The sequence below is a fragment of the Miltoncostaea marina genome, from assembly GCF_018141525.1.
Lineage (GTDB): Bacteria > Actinomycetota > Thermoleophilia > Miltoncostaeales > Miltoncostaeaceae > Miltoncostaea > Miltoncostaea marina.
Genome location: NZ_CP064655.1, coordinates 3,353,200 through 3,370,274 on the forward strand (window position 1 = coordinate 3,353,200; position 17,075 = coordinate 3,370,274).

General features: G+C 76.0%; 21 protein-coding genes and 1 tRNA gene. 11 read left to right on the top strand and 11 right to left on the bottom strand.

Annotated elements, in window-relative coordinates; translation table 11 throughout:
- The first annotated feature begins 9 nt into the window (after positions 1-9).
- The 6 genes from ITJ85_RS16925 to ITJ85_RS16950 are packed head-to-tail and all read left to right on the top strand — an operon-like array spanning position 10 to position 6,894.
- Complete coding sequence (locus tag ITJ85_RS16925) at positions 10-846, top strand: Wzz/FepE/Etk N-terminal domain-containing protein (RefSeq protein WP_217914283.1); 837 nt, start codon at positions 10-12, stop codon at positions 844-846.
- Positions 830-2,251 (top strand): outer membrane protein assembly factor BamB family protein, encoded by a 1,422-nt coding sequence (locus ITJ85_RS16930; RefSeq protein WP_217914284.1) that lies wholly within the window; start codon positions 830-832, stop codon positions 2,249-2,251. Before ITJ85_RS16925 ends, ITJ85_RS16930 begins: the two co-directional genes overlap by 17 nt.
- Positions 2,226-3,467 (top strand): outer membrane protein assembly factor BamB family protein, encoded by a 1,242-nt coding sequence (locus tag ITJ85_RS16935; protein WP_217914285.1) that lies wholly within the window; start codon positions 2,226-2,228, stop codon positions 3,465-3,467. The genes ITJ85_RS16930 and ITJ85_RS16935 overlap by 26 nt, the downstream gene beginning before the upstream one ends.
- The gene (gene murJ / locus ITJ85_RS16940; protein ID WP_217914286.1) at positions 3,464-5,014 is read left to right on the top strand and encodes a murein biosynthesis integral membrane protein MurJ; all 1,551 of its coding nucleotides are present in this window, start codon (positions 3,464-3,466) and stop codon (positions 5,012-5,014) included. The genes ITJ85_RS16935 and murJ overlap by 4 nt, the downstream gene beginning before the upstream one ends.
- Positions 5,015-5,024: 10 nt before the next feature.
- On the top strand, positions 5,025-5,966 hold the full coding sequence (locus ITJ85_RS16945) for a UDP-glucuronic acid decarboxylase family protein (RefSeq protein ID WP_217914287.1): 942 nt from the start codon (positions 5,025-5,027) through the stop codon (positions 5,964-5,966).
- Between the two features lie 31 nt (positions 5,967-5,997).
- Positions 5,998-6,894 (top strand): ABC transporter ATP-binding protein, encoded by an 897-nt coding sequence (locus ITJ85_RS16950; protein WP_343233040.1) that lies wholly within the window; start codon positions 5,998-6,000, stop codon positions 6,892-6,894.
- A gap of 10 nt (positions 6,895-6,904) precedes the next feature.
- On the opposite strand, the gene tatC is transcribed toward ITJ85_RS16950, so the two are convergent.
- Both tatC and tatA read right to left on the bottom strand, forming a co-directional pair.
- Positions 6,905-7,705, bottom strand: a complete 801-nt coding sequence (tatC, locus tag ITJ85_RS16955) for a twin-arginine translocase subunit TatC (protein ID WP_217914289.1) — start codon at positions 7,703-7,705, stop codon at positions 6,905-6,907.
- Between the two features lie 9 nt (positions 7,706-7,714).
- Entirely contained in the window at positions 7,715-7,993 is a 279-nt protein-coding gene (gene tatA / locus ITJ85_RS16960; protein ID WP_217914290.1) for a twin-arginine translocase TatA/TatE family subunit, read from the bottom strand.
- 96 nt (positions 7,994-8,089) lie between these two features.
- On the opposite strand from tatA, the gene ITJ85_RS16965 reads away from it, so the two are divergent.
- Entirely contained in the window at positions 8,090-8,392 is a 303-nt protein-coding gene (locus ITJ85_RS16965; RefSeq protein WP_217914291.1) for a chorismate mutase, read from the top strand.
- Here ITJ85_RS16965 and ITJ85_RS16970 read toward each other — a convergent pair.
- A complete protein-coding gene (locus tag ITJ85_RS16970; RefSeq protein WP_246496423.1) occupies positions 8,376-8,855 on the bottom strand; it encodes a bifunctional nuclease family protein in 480 nt (159 codons plus the stop codon). The genes ITJ85_RS16965 and ITJ85_RS16970 overlap by 17 nt on opposite strands.
- A gap of 157 nt (positions 8,856-9,012) precedes the next feature.
- On the opposite strand from ITJ85_RS16970, the gene ITJ85_RS16975 reads away from it, so the two are divergent.
- The 3 genes from ITJ85_RS16975 to ITJ85_RS16985 all read left to right on the top strand — a co-directional run bounded on the left by ITJ85_RS16975 (position 9,013) and on the right by ITJ85_RS16985 (position 11,331).
- Positions 9,013-9,086, top strand: a tRNA-Ile gene (locus tag ITJ85_RS16975).
- Positions 9,087-9,136: 50 nt separating this feature from the next.
- On the top strand, positions 9,137-9,802 hold the full coding sequence (locus tag ITJ85_RS16980) for a response regulator transcription factor (protein ID WP_217914293.1): 666 nt from the start codon (positions 9,137-9,139) through the stop codon (positions 9,800-9,802).
- The gene (locus ITJ85_RS16985; RefSeq protein WP_217914294.1) at positions 9,802-11,331 is read left to right on the top strand and encodes a sensor histidine kinase; all 1,530 of its coding nucleotides are present in this window, start codon (positions 9,802-9,804) and stop codon (positions 11,329-11,331) included. Before ITJ85_RS16980 ends, ITJ85_RS16985 begins: the two co-directional genes overlap by 1 nt.
- On the opposite strand, the gene ITJ85_RS16990 is transcribed toward ITJ85_RS16985, so the two are convergent.
- The 8 genes from ITJ85_RS16990 to rpmH are packed head-to-tail and all read right to left on the bottom strand — an operon-like array spanning position 11,253 to position 15,948.
- Positions 11,253-12,143, bottom strand: coding sequence for a ParB/RepB/Spo0J family partition protein (locus tag ITJ85_RS16990; RefSeq protein WP_217914295.1), 891 nt, complete (start codon positions 12,141-12,143; stop codon positions 11,253-11,255). The two genes, ITJ85_RS16985 and ITJ85_RS16990, sit on opposite strands and share 79 nt — an antisense overlap.
- Positions 12,136-12,888 (bottom strand): ParA family protein, encoded by a 753-nt coding sequence (locus ITJ85_RS16995; RefSeq protein WP_217914296.1) that lies wholly within the window; start codon positions 12,886-12,888, stop codon positions 12,136-12,138. The genes ITJ85_RS16990 and ITJ85_RS16995 overlap by 8 nt, the downstream gene beginning before the upstream one ends.
- Entirely contained in the window at positions 12,885-13,610 is a 726-nt protein-coding gene (gene rsmG, locus ITJ85_RS17000; RefSeq protein ID WP_217914297.1) for a 16S rRNA (guanine(527)-N(7))-methyltransferase RsmG, read from the bottom strand. Before rsmG ends, ITJ85_RS16995 begins: the two co-directional genes overlap by 4 nt.
- A gap of 35 nt (positions 13,611-13,645) precedes the next feature.
- Positions 13,646-14,131: a Jag family protein gene (locus tag ITJ85_RS17005; RefSeq protein WP_217914298.1), complete on the bottom strand. Its 486-nt coding sequence runs from the start codon at positions 14,129-14,131 to the stop codon at positions 13,646-13,648.
- Positions 14,132-14,144: 13 nt separating this feature from the next.
- Positions 14,145-15,200 carry a YidC/Oxa1 family membrane protein insertase gene (locus ITJ85_RS17010; protein WP_217914299.1) on the bottom strand — a complete coding sequence of 352 codons (1,056 nt, stop codon included), beginning with the start codon at positions 15,198-15,200 and terminating at the stop codon, positions 14,145-14,147.
- Entirely contained in the window at positions 15,197-15,427 is a 231-nt protein-coding gene (yidD, locus tag ITJ85_RS17015; RefSeq protein WP_217914300.1) for a membrane protein insertion efficiency factor YidD, read from the bottom strand. The genes ITJ85_RS17010 and yidD overlap by 4 nt, the downstream gene beginning before the upstream one ends.
- Complete coding sequence (gene rnpA / locus ITJ85_RS17020; RefSeq protein WP_217914301.1) at positions 15,424-15,810, bottom strand: ribonuclease P protein component; 387 nt, start codon at positions 15,808-15,810, stop codon at positions 15,424-15,426. Before rnpA ends, yidD begins: the two co-directional genes overlap by 4 nt.
- 3 nt (positions 15,811-15,813) lie before the next feature.
- On the bottom strand, positions 15,814-15,948 hold the full coding sequence (gene rpmH, locus ITJ85_RS17025; RefSeq protein WP_217914302.1) for a 50S ribosomal protein L34: 135 nt from the start codon (positions 15,946-15,948) through the stop codon (positions 15,814-15,816).
- A gap of 378 nt (positions 15,949-16,326) precedes the next feature.
- Here rpmH and ITJ85_RS17030 point away from each other — a divergent pair, with 378 nt between their 5' ends.
- Entirely contained in the window at positions 16,327-17,055 is a 729-nt protein-coding gene (locus tag ITJ85_RS17030) for an ATP-binding protein (RefSeq protein WP_217914303.1), read from the top strand.
- The last annotated feature ends 20 nt before the right edge of the window (positions 17,056-17,075 follow it).

Sequence of the window (17,075 nt, forward strand, 5' to 3'; positions counted from 1 at the left end):
TCCGCCGTCGTGGATCGCGAGATCACCCTCAGGGACTACGGCCGCGTGCTGTGGAGCGGCCGCTGGCTGATCCTCGTCGCCACCGTCGCCGCCGCGGTCGTCGGGCTGCTGCTGACGTTCGCGACGACCACCACCTACCGCGCCACGGCCGAGCTGTTCGTGGGCCAGGCCACCACCGTCTCCGGCACCCCGGTGTCGACGCCGGGCACGAACCCGGCGCTCGTCAGCACGGTGCTGGCCGGCGACGAGCTGGTGCGCCGGGTGGCCGAGGAGATCGGCGTGCGGCCGGGCCGGGTGCGCCGGGGCGTGGACCTGACCGCGCCGCGCGCGCCGGGCGGCTCGGTGGGCAACCTGCCGACGGTCGTGACCGTCACGTTCACCGACGAGGACCGCGACGTCGCCCTGCGCGGCGCCAACGCGTACGCGGAGGCGATCCTCGCCGAGGCGGACGAGGGCTTCGAGGTGATCATCTCCAACTACCGCCAGGGCGTGGAGCAGGCCGAGCGCGACGTGGAGCGCCTGCAGCGCGACATCGCGCGCTACACGCGGCAGCTCGCCGAGGCGCCGGGCGGCGACCGCCAGCTCGCGCTGCAGGCGCTGCTGCAGAGCGCCGGCCAGCAGCTGCAGATCGCCAACACGGAGCTGACCACGCAGAAGCTGAACCTGGTCAAGGAGAACCAGTTCCAGCCCAAGATCATCTCGCTGGCGAGCGACCCGAGCTCGTCGGGCAGCCTGCCCAACCGGGCCCGCAGCGTCGTGCTCGCCGCGGTGATCGGCTTCGTGATCGGGGTGATCGTCACCTTCGTGTGGCGCGGGAGCCCGGCCGGTCGTGCGGGGCGCGAGTAGGGCCGGCGCGGCGCTCGCCACCGCCCTCGGCCTGCTGGCCGCCGGGTGCGGCGGCGGGGGCGGCGGCGACGGCGCGGCCTCCTCGGCGGAGCCGCCGGCCACGGTCCCGGCGCCCGCGGGGACCGTGGACGTGCGGGTGGTCGACGGCGACACCGGCGAGCCGGTCGCCGGCGCCGTCGTGACCGGCTTCCGCGGCACGACGCGGGTCGCGCGCACCACCTCGGGCGCGGACGGCCGCGCCGCGGTGCCGGAGGGCACGCGCGTCGTGCGGGCGAGCGCCGCCGGGCGCTCGCCGCGCCCCGCCCGGGCGCGGGTCGCCGGCGCCTCGGTGGAGGTCGAGCTCTACCAGCCGGCCCTGCAGAGCCCCGAGTACGGCGGCGGGCCCGAGCGCGACCGGCACGTGCCCGGCGCCGGGACCGGCGACGTGCCGCGGGGGCGCCCGGCGTGGACCTGGGAGAGCCGGACGCTGCTGGAGTTCCCCCCCGCCGTGAGCGAGGGGCTCGTGGCGATCGGCAACAACGCCGGCCGCATCTACGCGCTCGACGCCGACACCGGCGAGCTGCGCTGGGCGCGCCGTCAGCCGGGCGAGGTGGCCTCGACGCCCGCGATCGCCGGCGGCCGCGTGTTCCTCGCCTCCATGAGCGGCCGCCTGACCGCGTACACCGCGGGCGCCGGGCGGCGGGTGTGGCAGCACGACACGGGCAGCCCGATCGAGAGCTCGCCGCTGGTCCACGAGGGCCTCGTCTACGTGGGCGACTGGAGCGGCACCCTCTCGGCCGTCGACGCGGCCACGGAGCGGGTGCGCTGGACCTGGGAGGCCGGCGCCGACATCAAGGGCAGCGTCGCGCTGGCGGGCGGCCTGATCGTCGTCGGCGACTACGGCGGGCGGGTGCACGCGCTCGACCCGCGCACCGGCGCCGTGCGGTGGCGGTACGCCGGCGGGCAGCGCTTCTACGGCGGGCCCGCGGTCTCCGGCGACACGATCGTGATCGGCGACGTCGGCGGCGCGGTGATCGCGCTCGACGCCGGCACGGGGGCCGAGCGCTGGCGCCACCGCGCGGGCGGCTACGTCTACTCCACCGCCGCCATCGCCGACGGCGCCGCCTTCATCGGCTCCTACAGCGGCCGCTTCGAGGCGCTCGACCTGCGCACGGGCGCCGTGCGCTGGTCGTTCGACGCGGGCGAGCGCATCTCCGGCTCGGCCACCGTCGTCGGGGACGTCGTCTACACCTCGGTCCTCTACCGCCCGGGCGCGCCTCGCCGCACCTTCGGGCTCGACGTCGGCACCGGCGCCGTGCGCTGGCGCGGGGACGACGGGCGCTACTCGCCCGCGGTCGCGGCGGGCCGCACCCTCTACATGGTCGGGGTCAGGACCCTCCGTGCCCATCGGCCGGCGTCGCCGTAGGCTCCTCGCGATCGGGGGCGCCGCCCTCGCGCTGCTGATCGTGGCGGCGGCGGTGCTGGCGCTCGGCGTCCGCGGCGGCTGGTTCGACGAGGGCAGCGTCGAGGGCACGACGGAGGGCTTCGAGCCCGAGGAGGCGCCCCGCGGCGCCGCGCGCACCGGGGTCTGGCCGGAGTGGGGCTTCGACGCCCGCCGCACGCGGGCGAACCCGGCCCTCGACCTGCGGCCGCCGTTCCGGCGCGACTGGACCTACGACGCCGGCTCGCTGCTGGAGTTCCCGCCGGTGATCGGCGACGGACGCGCGATCGTCGGCTCCAACGCCGGGCTGGCGATCGCGGTCGACCTCGAGGACGGCCGCGAGCTGTGGCGCACGCCGCTGCGCGGCAGGGTCGCGTCGTCGCCCGCGTTGTCGGGGGACCTCGCGATCTTCACCACCATCCGCGGCGACGTGATCGCCCTCGACGCCGCGACCGGCCGGCGCGTCTGGCGGCGCGACGCCGGCGCCGCGGTCGAGTCGTCGCCGCTCGTGGTCGACGGCGACCTGTTCGTCGGCACGCTGGCGGGGCGCGTGCTGCGCCTCGACGCGCGCACGGGCGGCGTGCGCTGGGCCGTGCGGGCGAGCGGCGACGTGAAGGCCTCCCTGGCCCTCGCCGGCCCGAACGTGGTGGTGGGCGACTACGCCGGCCGGGTGACCGCGTTCCGCCGCGCCGACGGCCGCGTGGCCTGGCGCACCGTGAGCCCCGGGCCGGCCCTGCGCGGCGCGGGCCGCTTCTACGCCGGGCCCGCCGTGGCGTACGGCCGCGTCTACATCGGCAACGTCAACGGGCGCGTGCTCGCGCTCGACCGCGACACGGGCGAGGTCGCCTGGGTGCGCGTGCTCGACGACTACGTCTACTCGAGCGCCGCCGTGGCCGGCCGGACGGTCTACGTGGGCTCGTACGACCACCGCCTGCACGCCCTCAACGCCGTCACCGGCCGGGAGCGCTGGAGCTTCGACGCCGGCGAGCGCATCTCGGGCTCGCCGTCGGTGATCGGGGACGTCGTCTACGTCTCCACGCTCGCCCGCGACCCGGCCGACGGCCGCACCTTCGCGCTCGACGCGCGGACGGGCGAGCGCCTCATGACCTTCCCCGACGGCCGCTACAGCCCGGCCGTCGCCGTGGAGGGCCTCCTCGTGATGACGGGGGTGCGCCGCCTCTACGGGCTCGTCCCCCGGTGACCGCCGGCCGGCTGGCGCGCGCGGCGGCCATCGTCGCGCTCTTCGGCCTCGTCTCGCGCCTGCTGGGGTTCGCCCGCGAGCTGGTGCTGGCCGCGGCGTTCGGCGCCTCGGCGGCGACCGACGCCTTCGTCAACTCGCTGCTGATCGTCAACTCCGTGGCCGCGGTGCTGCTCTACACCCTGGTCACGCTGATCATCCCGACCTTCCAGCGGGAGCGGGCCCAGGAGGGCAACGACAGCGCCTGGGCGTTGGTCGTGGCGCTGGCCTTCTGGACCGGCGCGGCGCTCGTCGTGACGGCCTCGCTGATCGCGCTCGCGCCCGAGCCCGTCGCGGCGATCTTCAACCTCGACGCCGAGCGCGAGGCGCGCACCGCCGAGCTCATCCGCATCATGGCGCCGGCCCTCGCGCTGCAGGGCTTCTCGGCGATCTTCACCGCGATGCTGCAGATCCACGGCCGCTTCGCCGGCCCGGCGGCGGTGGGCGTGGCGTTCAACTTCGGCATCATCGTCGGCGTCGTCGCCGGCCAGGGCGCGATCGGCATCGAGGCCGCCGGGTGGGGCGTCACCGTCGGGGCCGCCCTGCAGGTGCTGCTGCAGCTGCCCCAGTTCTGGCGGCTGCTGCGGGAGGCGCGCGCCGCGCCGCGCCTGACCCACCCGCGCCTCGGCGCGGTCGGGCTGCTCGCCCTGCCGGTGATGGGCGCCTCGGTGCTGCAGCAGGTCAACTCGTTCACCGACAAGGTGTTCGCCTCCACGCTCGAGGCCGGGCGGGTCTCGGCCCTGGCGTTCGCCAGCGCGCTCGGCCAGGCCCCCCGGGTGGCGCTGCTGCTGCCGCTGCTCACGCCGCTCTTCCCGCTCATCGCGAAGCTGGTCTCCGAGGACCGCGAGGCCGACGCGCTGCGCGCCTTCCGGCGGGTGGCCGGCCTGCTGGGGCTGCTGTCGATCCCGCTCATGCTCGTGATGTCGGTCTACTCGGAGGAGCTCGCCCAGCTCGCCTTCAAGCGGGGCCGCTGCGGCGACGAGTGCGTCGACCAGATCTCGCCGCCGCTCACCTTCTACGCCCTGGCGCTGTGGCCGGCGTTCGGCTCGCTGCTGCTCAACCGGACGCTCTCGGCGGCCAACCGCCAGCGCGACATCCTCTGGACCACCATGGCCACGGTCGGCGCGACCATCGCGCTCGACATCGCCCTGCTCGGCCCCATGGAGCAGGCCGGCCTCGCCCTGGCATCGACGCTGGGCGTCTACCTCAACGCCGTGCTGCTGCTGTGGCTGATGCGCCGCCACTTCCCCGCGCTGTCGCTGCCCGAGCTGATGTCGCGCCAGGCGCGCGTGCTGGCCGCCGGGGTGATCACGGGCGCCACGGCGCTGGTGATGGATCTGCTGGTGCCCACCCGCGACCTGGCCACGCTGGAGATGCTGCCGGGCCTGCTGGGCAAGCTGGCGGTGTGCGCCGTGGTGTTCGTGGCGGCCGCGCGGCTGCTCGCCCGGCCCGAGCTGGCCGAGGGGCTGCGCTCGGTGCGGGCGCTGACAGGCCGGGGCGGGCCCCGATAGGCTCCTCGCCATGACGACGTCCGTGGTCACCGGCGGCGCCGGCTTCCTGGGGTCACACCTCTGCGACCGGCTGCTCGCCGCCGGGCACCGGGTGATCTGCGTGGACAACCTCGACACGGGGACGCTCGAGAACATCGAGCACATCCGCGACGAGGCCTTCACCTTCCTCCAGCACGACCTGATCGACCACATCGAGATCGCCGAGCGGGTGGACTACGTCTTCCACCTCGCGTCGCCCGCGAGCCCGATCGACTACCTGCGCCTGCCGCTGCACACGCTGAAGGTCGGCTCGTACGGCACCCACAACGCCCTCGGGCTGGCCAAGCGCCACCGCGCCCGCTTCCTGCTGGCGTCCACCAGCGAGGTCTACGGCGACCCCAAGGAGCACCCGCAGAGCGAGGGCTACTGGGGCCACGTCAACCCGATCGGCCCGCGCGGGGTCTACGACGAGGCCAAGCGCTACGCGGAGGCGCTCACCATGGCGTACCACCGCCAGCAGGGCGTCGACACCCACATCGTGCGCATCTTCAACACCTACGGGCCGCGCATGCGCCCCCACGACGGCCGCGCGATCCCGACCTTCATCCGGCAGGCGCTCCAGGACAAGCCGATCACGGTCTTCGGCGACGGCAGCCAGACGCGCTCGTTCTGCTACGTCTCGGACCTCATCGAGGGCATCGTGCGCCTCATCGACTCCGAGCGCCACGAGCCGGTCAACCTCGGCAACCCCGGCGAGTTCACCATCCTCGAGCTGGCCGAGGCCGTCGTGCGGGTGACCGGCAGCGCGTCGCCGATCGTCCACGAGGCGCTGCCCCAGGACGACCCCACCGTGCGCCGGCCGGACATCACGCTGGCCCGCGAGCTGCTCGGCTGGGAGCCCACCATCGAGCTCGAGGACGGCCTGCGGCTGACGCTGGCCGGGATGGGCGTGGAGGTGCCGGTCGGCCCCTGACGGCGGCGGCGGCGCCGTCGTCGCCCGCGGGCTGGTCAAGCGCTACGGGGACTTCACCGCGGTCGACGGCATCGACCTCGACGTGCGCCACGGCGAGTGCTTCGGCTTCCTGGGGCCGAACGGCGCCGGCAAGACGACCACGATGCGCATGCTCGCGTGCCTGGCGCCGCGCGACGCGGGGGAGCTGCGCGTGCTGGGCCTCGACCCGGCGCGCGAGCCGCGGGCGCTGAAGGCGCTGCTCGGCGTCGTGGCCCAGGACACGACGCTCGACCTGGAGCTGTCCGTGCGCCGCAACCTGCTGGTCTACGCGCGCTACTTCGACATCCCCCGCGCCGAGGCCGCCCGGCGCGCCGACGAGCTGCTCGCCCTGATGTCGCTCTCCGACCGGGCGGGCGACGCCGTGGAGCGCCTGTCCGGCGGTATGCGGCGGCGGCTGCAGATCGCCCGGGCCCTCATCAACCGGCCGCGCATGGTGCTGCTGGACGAGCCCACCACCGGGCTCGATCCCCAGGCCCGCCACTCGGTGTGGGAGCGCCTGCGGCTGCTGCGCGCCGCCGGCGCGACGCTCGTGCTGACCACGCACTACATGGACGAGGCGGCGCAGCTCTGCGACCGGCTGGTGATCATGGACCACGGCCGCATCGTGCGCGCGGGCACCCCGGCCGAGCTGGTGGCCGCGGAGGTCGGCCGCGAGGTGCTCGAGCTGCGCGTGGCCCCGCCCGAGGCGCCCGCCGTGCTCGAGCGGCTCGGCGACGGCATGCGCGGCCACGAGCTGGACGGCGACCTGCTGCTCGTGTTCGGCGACGACGCGGAGGACCTCGTCGGCCGCCTGCGCGGCCACGACGCCTCCGTGACCCTCCAAGCCGTGCGCCCGGCCGGGCTGGAGGACGTCTTCCTGCGCATCACCGGGCGGCGGCTGCGCGACTAGCGGGCGGGCGCTACGGCGCCCGGGGCGAGGCCTCCTCCGCGTCCGCCCACGCCTCGCGAGCCCACAGGGGCGGGCCCCCGAAGCGGCGCGCCAGCAGGATCCCCAGCCCGTACAGCAGGATCTGCGGCAGCATCAGCAGCAGCATGCTGAACGGGTCGCCGCCCGGCAGGATGGCGGCCAGCGCGGCGATCGCCACCAGCGCCACCCGCCACTGTGCGATGTAGAGCTCGGCGCTCGCGACCCCGATGCGGGCCAGCGCGAGCATCGCCACGGGCACCTCGAACATGAGCCCGGACGCGAACATCAGCGTCGTGACGAAGCCGAAGTACTCGCCGGCGCGCACCTGGGTGAGGAAGGTGTCGTCGCCGAAGCCCAGCAGGAAGTCCAGCGCCACCGGCAGCACCACCCAGTAGCCGAACGCCACCCCGGCCAGGAACAGCGCCGACGCGCCGGCCACGACGGCCAGCATGCGCCGGCGCGGCTGGTCCTGCACCGCCGGGATGACGAAGGCGTACACCTGGTAGAGCCAGACCGGGACGGCGGCGATGATCGCCGTCCAGAAGCAGACCTTGAGGGTCGTGAAGAACGGCTCGGTGGGCGAGAGGGTGATGAGCCCCGAGTGCTCGAAGCGGTCGGGCAGCGGCTGCTCGAGGAAGTCGATGAGCTGCTCGTGGAAGCCGTAGGCGACGCCGAAGGCCACGACGAGGGCCAGCACCGCCACGATGAGGCGGGTGCGGAGCTCGTCGAGGTGGTCGACGACGCTGAGGCGCTCCTCCGGGGCCACCCGGCGCAGCCGGCCGCGCAGCGCCATCAGGACGTGCTAGCCGGCGTCGGCGTCCCCGCGCCGCGGCGCGTCGTCGCCCCGCACCACGACGCCCTCGAGCACGTCGTCGTCGGCCTCGACGGGGGCCGTGGCCGTGGCCTGCGTCGGCGCCACCGGGCGGGCCGGCGTGCGGGCGGGCTCGTCGGTGATCGCGCCCTTGAACTCGCGGATCCCGCGGCCGATCGAGCGGCCCATCTCGGGGAGCCGCTTGGGCCCGAAGACCAGCAGGGCGATGGCCAGCACGATGATGATCTGGATCGGCGAGATGTCGATCACGCGGGGCTCCGGTCTCGGTCGCGGCACAGGTTAGCCCGGCCCGGGCCCCGGCACCAAGCGGGCGGCGCGGCGAGGGGTCGTCTACCGTCCACGCCCATGCAGCGCGATCCCACCGCCGACGCCGTCGTGCGCCAGATGCGCGACGCCATCATCGACACCGACCTCAAGCTGCTCGCCGCGATCAACGCCCGCATCCAGCTCGTGGCACGGCTGCGCGCCTACAAGCGCGACCAGGGCATGGAGTTCGTGGACCAGGCGCGCGAGGACTGGATGCACGCCTACCTGCAGGCGGCCAACCGCGGGCCGCTCAGCGCCGAGGGCCTGCGGGAGATCTACGGCCACCTGCTGGACCTGACCAAGCAGGAGACCCGGGAGGCCGGTCCTACCCCTCCGTCATGAAGTCCTCGGGGCTCACCTGGTCGAGGAACTCCTTGAACTTCTCGACGACCTCGTCGGTCTCCTCGACCTCGTGCTCGAACTCGATGCCGCTCTCCTCGATGACCTTGTCGGCGGCGAAGATGGGGGCGTTGCTGCGCACCGCGAGCGCGAGGGCGTCGCTGGGCCGCGAGTCGATCTCGATCTCGGCGGCCGCCGCCCGGAGCGTGATGAGCGCGTAGAAGGTGTTCTCCCGCAGCTCGGTGACGGTGATCTTCGAGACCTCGGCGCTGAGCTCGCTGACCACCTCCGTGAGCAGGTCGTGCGTCATCGGGCGCGGCGTCTCGGCGCCCTGGAGCTTCATCAGGATCGCGGCCGCCTCGGCGTGGCCGATCCAGATCGGGAGGAACTTGTTCCCCTCGACGGTCTTCAGCAGCACGATCGGCTGCTTGCCGACCATGTCGAAGCTCACCCCGTAGATGACCATCTCCTGCACGGCGCGCCTCGCTTTCTCGGGCGGGGAGGGCGGGCCCGGGGTCGGATTATAGGCCCGTCGCCCCGTCGCGCCCCCGGCCCGCGGGCCCCGCGGGGCCGTGGCGGGCGCGGCGCGCGATTGCTATCGTCCCCCGACCCACACGCCACGCGGGCGATTAGCTCAGTCGGTTAGAGCGCATCTCTGATAAGGATGAGGTCCCTGGTTCGAATCCAGGATCGCCCACTACTGCGCCGCCCGGGCGGGCGGCGGGCCGGCGGGAGGTGTGGACCGCGATGAGCACCGGGCAGGGGCCGCAGGCGACGCCGGAGGCGCGGCGCATCAGCTGCCTGGTGGCGGACGACCACGCGATCGTGCGCGAGGGGCTGCGGCGGGTGCTGGGCCAGAACGACGACATCGTGGTCGTCGGCGAGGCGTCGTCCGGCGAGGGCGCGGTCGAGCTGGTCGCCCGGCGGCGGCCGGACGTCGTGGTGATGGACGCGCGCATGCCGGGCATGGGCGGCGTGGCCGCCGCGGGGCGCATCGCCGCCGACCACCCGGACGTGCGCGTGCTGATGTTCACCGCCCACTCCGAGCAGGAGCTGCTCTGGGAGGCGCTCGACGCCGGCGCCAAGGGCTTCGTGCTGAAGGACTCCGACGGCGCGTCGCTGGTCGGGGCGCTGCGGCAGGTGGTGGGGGGCGAGCCCTACGTCGACCCGCGGCTGGCGCCCGACTTCCTGCGCCAGCTCGCCCGGCCGCGGCCGGGGGGCATCCTGAGCGCCCGGGAGCGCGAGATCCTCCAGATGCTCGCCGACGGGCACTCGAACCGCGAGGTCTCCGAGCGCCTCGTGCTGAGCGTGGAGACGGTGAAGACCCACGTGAAGCACATCCTCGCCAAGCTCGAGGCCGAGCACCGCACCCAGGCGGTCGCGATCGGGATCCGCCAGGCGCTGATCCGCTGATGGACGGGGGCGCGGGCGTCCCGGCGGCGGTCGCCCGCGCGCTCGCCGACGCCCCGGACCCCCTCGCCGCCGTCCCCGCCGCCCTCGCCGCGATCGCCGCCGGCGCCGGCGCGGACGCCGCCGCCCTCTACCTGGCCGGCCCGCCGGGCGGGCCGTCGACCCTCGCGGGCGCGGTCGGCGCCGCCGTCGAGACCGGCCGCTGGACACCCCCCGGGAGTATCGGCGACGCCGGGCCGCCCGGCGTCGCCCTGACCGCGCTGCGCGCAGCAGGCCGGGAGGTGGGCCGGCTCGCGTTGCCGGCCGATGCGTCGACGCCGCCCGCGGACGTGCTCGCCGCGGCCCTGGCGCTGGCGCTGGCGGCGCGCGAGGCGGGCCTGGCCGCCGGCGTCGCCGACCGCCTGCGCGAGCTCGACCGGCAGGCCCGCGAGGCGGCGGCGCTGGCGCGGATCGCGCGCCTGGTGGGCGCCCAGGTCGAGGAGGGGGCGGTGGCGGCCGGCATCGCGCGCGAGGCCCGCGACCTGCTCGGCGCAGCGGCCGCCGTCGTCCGTGCCCGCGACGCGGCCGGCCGGCCGCGGGAGCTGGCGCGCGAGGGCGCGGGGGACGCCGCCGCCGCCGAGGTCTCGCTGCCCGGCGGCACGGGGGACGAGCCGGCCGGGACGCTGGGGGCGGGCGGGCTCCCGGCGCGCATGGGCCCCGCCGAGGCGCGCGAGCGTCTCGGCGCGCTGGCCGAGACGGCCGGCGCGGCCCTCGCGGCGGCGCGCGAGCGGGACCGGCGCCGTCGTGAGCGGGCCGACCGCCGGGCGCTGGCGACGGCCACGGTGGCGGCCCAGGAGGAGGAGCGGCGGCGGATCGCCCAGGAGCTGCACGACGGGCCGGTGCAGGAGCTCGTGGGGCTCGGCCTGCTGCTCGACGCGCTCGCGGCCGAGGTGGGCGGGGCGCTCCCGGGCGCGGCGGCCGACGCAGAGGCCGCGGCGGCGGCGGCGCGCGAGGCGGTCCGCGGGCTGCGCCGGGCGATCGCCGACATCCACCCGCTGTCGCTGGCCGAGCAGGGCCTGGAGGGGGCCGTCCGGGCGCAGTGCCGGCGCCTCGAGGCGCTCGGCGTGGAGGTGACGGTCGACCTCGCCGCCGCCGGGCGGCTCGAGCCGCTCGCCCAGACCGCCGCCTTTCGCATCGTGCAGGAGGCGCTCGCCAACGTGGCCCGCCACGCCGGAGCAGGCACGGTGGCGATCACCGCGCGGGCGCGGGGCGGGGCCGTGGAGCTCGAGGTGCGCGACGACGGCCGCGGCTTCGACGCCTCGCGGCCGCTGCCGGGCGCCGCCGACGGCCACCTGGGGCTGGCCGCCGTGCGCGAGCGCGCCGTCCTGCTCGGCGGGTCCCTCGCCATCGCGTCGGCCCCGGGCGAGGGGACGCGCGTGACGGTGCGGCTGCCGGCGGGCGTGCCGGCGGGTGCTCAGCCGGGCTCGGAGAGCCGCTCGAGCGCCGCGGCGAGCGCGGTCTCGTCGGCGAAGCGCAGCTCGACCACCACCTGACCGCCGCGGGCGCCGCGCACCCGGACGGGCGCGGCGAAGGCGGCGCCGAAGGCCTCGAGCGCCCGGTCGCCGAGCGGCGTCGGCTCGGGACGGGCCCGCTCGGGGCGGGGCTCGGCGCTCTCGCGTCGCGCCGCCTGCTCGGTGGCGCGCACCGACAGGCCCTCCGCGACCACCCGCCGGGCGAGGCGGGCGCGCCGGGCCGGTCCGTCGGCCATGAGGATCGCCCGGCCGTGCCCCTCCGTGATCGCGCCGTCGGCGATGAGCTCCTGCACCTCCTCGGGCAGCTCCAGCAGGCGCACGAGGTTGGAGATGGCCGGCCGGCTGCGACCGAGGCGGCCGGCGAGGTCGGCGTGGGTCTGGCCGAAGTCCTCGATCAGGCAGGCGCAGGCCTGGGCGACGTCGATGGGGGTCAGGTCCTCGCGCACGACGTTCTCGACCAGCGCCAGCTCCAGGCGCTCGCGCTCGCCCACCTCCCGCACGACGGCGGGGACGCGCTCCAGGCCCGCGAGGCGCGCGGCGCGCCAGCGCCGCTCGCCCGCGATCAGCGTGTGGACGCCGTCGGGTCCGGCCGGCGCCACCACCACCGGCTGCAGCACCCCGCTGGCGCCGAGGGAGGCGGCGAGCGCCTGCAGGGCGGCCTCGTCGATGGTCGCGCGCGGCTGGTCCGGGTTGGCCGCGATCGCGTCGAGCGGCAGCTCGACCAGGCGCGGACCGCCCGCCTGCTGCGGCGCCCCCTCGGCGTCGGCGAGCAGCGCCGCCAGGCCGCGTCCCAGCCCGCGGCGGTCGTGGGGCCCCGGGGCGCCCTCAGCCACGGGCGGCCACCTCCTTGGCGGCCTCGAAGTACGCGTCGGCGCCGGCGCAGTGCGGGTCGTAGCGGATGACCGGCTCGCCGTACGAGGGCGCCTCCGCGAGGCGCACGTTGCGGGGCACGACGGTGCGGAAGGCCAGCTCGGGGAAGTGCCGGCGGACCTCCCCGATCACCTCACCGCTGACGCGGGTGCGCGCGTCGTGCATGGTCATGAGCATGCCGGTCACGCGCAGACCGGGGTTGACCCGGGCCTGGACCGCCGCGACGGTCTCCATCAGGCGCGAGAGGCCCTCGAGGGCGTAGTACTCGCACTGCACCGGCACGATCAGCCGGTCGGCCGCCGCCAGGGCGTTGACCGTGAGCAGGTCGAGGGACGGCGGGCAGTCGAGGAAGACGTAGCGGTAGCGCTCCCGGGCCGGGGCGAGCGCCCGGGCGAGCAGGCGCTCGCGGCCCTCGCGGCCGGGGAGCTCGACGGAGGCGCCGGCCAGGTCCGGCGAGGACGGCACGAGGTCGAGGTTCGGGACCGCCGTGGCGGTGATCGCCTCCTCCACCGGCACCCCGTCGAGCAGTACGTCGGCGATGCTCGGCCGGTCGCGCCCGGACACGCCGAGGCCCCCGCTCGCGTTGGCCTGCGGGTCGACGTCGACCAGCAGCACCGAGGCCCCCGCCTCGGCCAGGCACGCCGCCAGGTTGACGGCGGTCGTGGTCTTGCCGACGCCGCCCTTCTGGTTGGCGACCGCGTAGATCACCGGGCCCCCAGCGGGCGCTTGGCCGCCCGGCCCGGGCGGCGCGGGTAGCGGGCGGGCGTGGGCGCGGTCTTGCGGAAGCGCTGCAGGCGCCGCCGCGCGCCCGGGAAGGGGCTCACCGGGCGGGGGGGCTGCGGGGTGAGGCCGAGCTCCTGCGCCGCCCGCGCGGCCTGGGCCTCCAGCTCCGGGTCCGCGTCGTCGCCCCGCCAGGCCACGACGCAGCCGCCGACCGCCACCAGGGGCGCGGCCAGCTCCAGGGCGGTCGGCAGCGGGCCGAGCGCCCGCATCGTCACCAGGGGGGCCCGCTCCCGCTCCTGCGCCGCGACGTGCTCGGACCGGTCGGACACGACCCGCACATTAGGGATCGCCGCGGACGCGCGGCGCAGCCAGTCGGCCTTGCGCCCCTCGCTCTCGATGAGGGTCACGCGCATCGCGGGTCGGGCGAGCGCGAGCGCGAGCCCGGGGAAGCCGGCCCCGCTGCCGACGTCCACGCACGCCTCCGCATCCGCGACCTCGGGGAGCGTCAGGCCGGCGAGCGAGTCGGCGAGGTGGCGGTCGATGCCCGCGTCGACGCCCTCGATCGCGGTGAGGTTCTGGGGCTCGAGCGCGATGCGGTCGAGCAGGCCGATCATCTGCGCGGCGGCGTCCGGCCCGAGCGGGACGCCCATCGCCGCGGCCCGCTCCAGGAGGCGGGCGACCGGCGCCGAGGTTTCACGTGAAACCACGGCTCCCTCCCGTTCCACGTGAAACGTGCCCGCGGCTACTCGGCGGGCTCGACGATGATCCGCCGGCGCGGCTCCTCGCCCTCGCTGCGCGTGACCACCTCGGTGCGGTCCTTGAGCGCCATGTGGACGATGCGGCGGTCGTGCGGCGTCATCGCGTCGAGCTCGATCTCCTCGCCGTACTCCACCGCCTCGCGGGCCGCCTCCTCGGCGAGGTCGGTCAGCGCCTTCGCCCGGCGGGCGCGGTAGCCGTCGGCGTCGAGGCTCACCCGGCGCCGGCCGCCGCCCTCGGCGCGGCTCGCGATCTGCGCCAGCAGGTACTGCAGCGAGTCGATGGTCTCGCCGCCGCGGCCGACCAGGGCGGAGGTGCCCTCGCCGTCCACGCGCGCCTCCAGGTCGTTGCCGTCCGGGCCGGCGCCCACGGTCACCTGGGCGTCGAGGCCCATGCCCTCGACCACCGCCTCGAGGGTGCGCGCGATCGCGATCGCCCCGGGGCCCTCCGCCGTCACCTCACTCGACGCCACAGCTCACCTCCGCTCAGCGCTTCCGCTTCTTCGAGCGCGGCTGCGCGGGCCGCGACCCCTTGGACGGGGACTTCGGCGCCCCCTTGGGCCGCGGGCGCCTGCGCCGCGCCCCGTCGTCCGCCGCGGGCCCCGCGCCGGTCGCCGGCGCCTCGGGGGCCTCCGCCTCCGGCGCCTCGGCCTCCGGGGCCTCGGCCGCCTCGGGGGCGGTCGTGGGCTCGGGCGCCTCGAGGGCCTCCGGCGCCTCCTCGGGCTCGCCGACCTCCGCCGGCTCGTCCGCGGCGGCGCCCCGGCCGCGCCCCTTCCGGGCGGGGACGGCGGCGGCCGCGGTCTTCGGCGGCGTGCGCGAGCCCTTCTTGGCCGGCTGGCCGCCGCCCCACTTCTCGACCTCCTCGGGGTCGGCGAGGTGCAGGCCGATGCGGTGCCGCATCACGAGCTGCTGGCCGCAGGTCCAGAGGTTCGTGGTCATCCAGTAGAGGACCAGGCCCGAGGGCACCGGGAACTGGAACACGAACACCACGACGACCAGCGGCAGGATGCGCATGATGCGCCGCTGCGACTCGGGCATGTTCGGCGTCGCCGAGAGCTCGGTCGACAGCAGCTGGGAGAGCGCGTAGATCGCCACGAGCACGGCGGCGCCCCAGCCGATGTCCTGCAGCTCGATGCGCACGTCCGGGATCAGCCACATGAACGAGACCGAGCCGCCCGACACGTCGGCGTCGTTCGCGAACTCGCGCAGCACGTAGTACAGGGCGATGAAGATCGGGATCTGCGCCACGAGCGGCAGGCACGAGGCGAACGGGTTGATCTCGTTCTCCTTGTAGAACCGCATCAGCTCCTCGTTGAGCTTCTGGCGGTTCCCCTTGTACTTGCGCTGCAGCTCCTTCAGCTGCGGGGCGACCAGCTGCATGGCCCGCATCGACGAGTACTGCTTGATCACCAGCGGCAGCAGCGCGGTGCGCACGATCACCGTCAGGACGACGATCGACCATCCGTAGGTGAGGTTGCCGTTGTCGTGGAGGAAGTCGAGGAGCCCGCGGAGGGGGTCCTCGAGCAGCTGGAGCGGGTTCACGTGCGGAACACCCGCTGGTCACGCGGGTAATCGACGCCGCCGTGGCTCCACGGGTTGCAACGCAGCAGGCGCCAGCCGGCGAGCACGAGGCCGCGGGCGGCCCCGAACTCGCGGATCGCCTCGACCGCGTACGCGGAGCACGTGGGGTGGTACTTGCAGCGCCGGGGGATCAGCGGCGAGATGGCCCGCTGGTAGACCCGGATCGGCGCGATCAGCGCCCCCCTCACGCGGACGGCACCCGCGTGGCCCGCTCGGCCAGCTCGGCCAGGCGCGCGCCCAGGGCGGCGGAGCCCCGCTCCTCGATGTACTCCGCGGCGCCCGGCCGCGCGATCACGACCACGTCGATCCCCCCGGGCAGCGAGGGCGCCACCTCGGCGAACCGCTCGCGCAGGACGCGCTTCACGCGGTTGCGCTCCACCGCGCCGCCGACCTTCTTCGACACCGACAGGCCGAGCCGCGGCGGCGACGTGGGGGCACGGTCGTCGCGCCGGAACGCGTAGACGACCAGATGACGGTTGGCGGCCGAGCGCCCGCGACGGTAGACCGCGTCGAAGTCGCCCGAGCGGGTGATGCGCGCTCGGCGCCGCGGAGCGGTGCCGGCGTCGGTCACGGCTCAGGCCGACAGGCGCGCACGGCCCTTGGACCGGCGGCGGCGGAGCACCGCGCGCCCGGCGCGGGTGCTCATCCGCACCCGGAAGCCATGCGTCTTCTTTCGCTTGCGCCGGTTGGGCTGGTAGGTCCGCTTCACGCGCGCCGCACTCCTCGTCAGCTCGATGCCATGGCATCCGGAATCCGGGCAGGCCGATGCCCGCCGCGGGGCCGCGAGCATAGCAAAGGGCACCGCCGCGGCAGCGCCCCGCGGGAGGGCGGTGGAGACGCCGCCCGCGGGCGCCCGCGAACCCTGCCAGACGGGCCGCCGGAGCGTCTCCACAGATGTGGAGATCCCTGTGGACAACCGGCCGGAACCCGCATGGTCGCGGGCGTCCGCTGGGATGCATGTGCAGCCTGTGACAGGGGCGTCACAGGAATTCGCCGCTCCCACGTCGGTTTGTTCTCCACAGGGCTCAGCGAGCCCTTTCGCGGCCCCGCGGATCGGGGGTAGAGTGCCCGCCCTACCGACCCGGACATGCCCTCGACCCTCGCCCTCACCACCCCCCTCGCGTCGCGCCGCCCCCAGCCGGCGGAGCCCCTCGCGATCCGTGTGGCGGTCTACGGCGCCGCCGACGAGCCGCCGCTCGTCGAGGAGCTGCGCGACGACGACCCGGTCGCCCTGATCGAGGCCGCCTGCGACCTCGTCACGGCGCGGTCGCCGATCCCCGCGCCGGCCATCCGCGAGGTCGTGGAGAACCTCGTCCACGCGGGGTTCAGCGACGCGGTCGTGAGCGTGCTCGAGGCCGGCCACGTCGTGCGCGTGAGCGACCACGGCCCGGGCATCGCCGACCCCGCCCTCGCGCTGCAGCCGGGGTTCACCGCCGCGCGCAGCGCGGCGCGGGCCGTGGTGCGCGGCGTCGGCGGCGGCCTGCCGCTCACCGCCGCGCTGCTCGCGGCCGCCGGCGGCGAGGTCGAGATCGCGGGGAACATCAGCGGCGGCGCGGTCGTCACGCTGGCCGTGCCGGGCGAGGGGGCGCCGCACCCCGAGCCGGTGCCCTCAGAGACCGCGCGCGTCATCCTCGCGCTGCTGCTGGAGATCGGCAGCGCCACGCCCGAGCGGCTCGCCGACGAGCTCGGGTGCCCGCGCGCCGAGTGCGGTCGCGAGGTGGCCCTGCTCGAGCACCGCGGCCTGCTGCGCCGCGACGCATCCGGCGCCCGCAGCCTCACGGACGCCGGCTCCGCCCTCGTCGCCACCCTGTTCTGACCTCCCGGCCCGACGCCCAC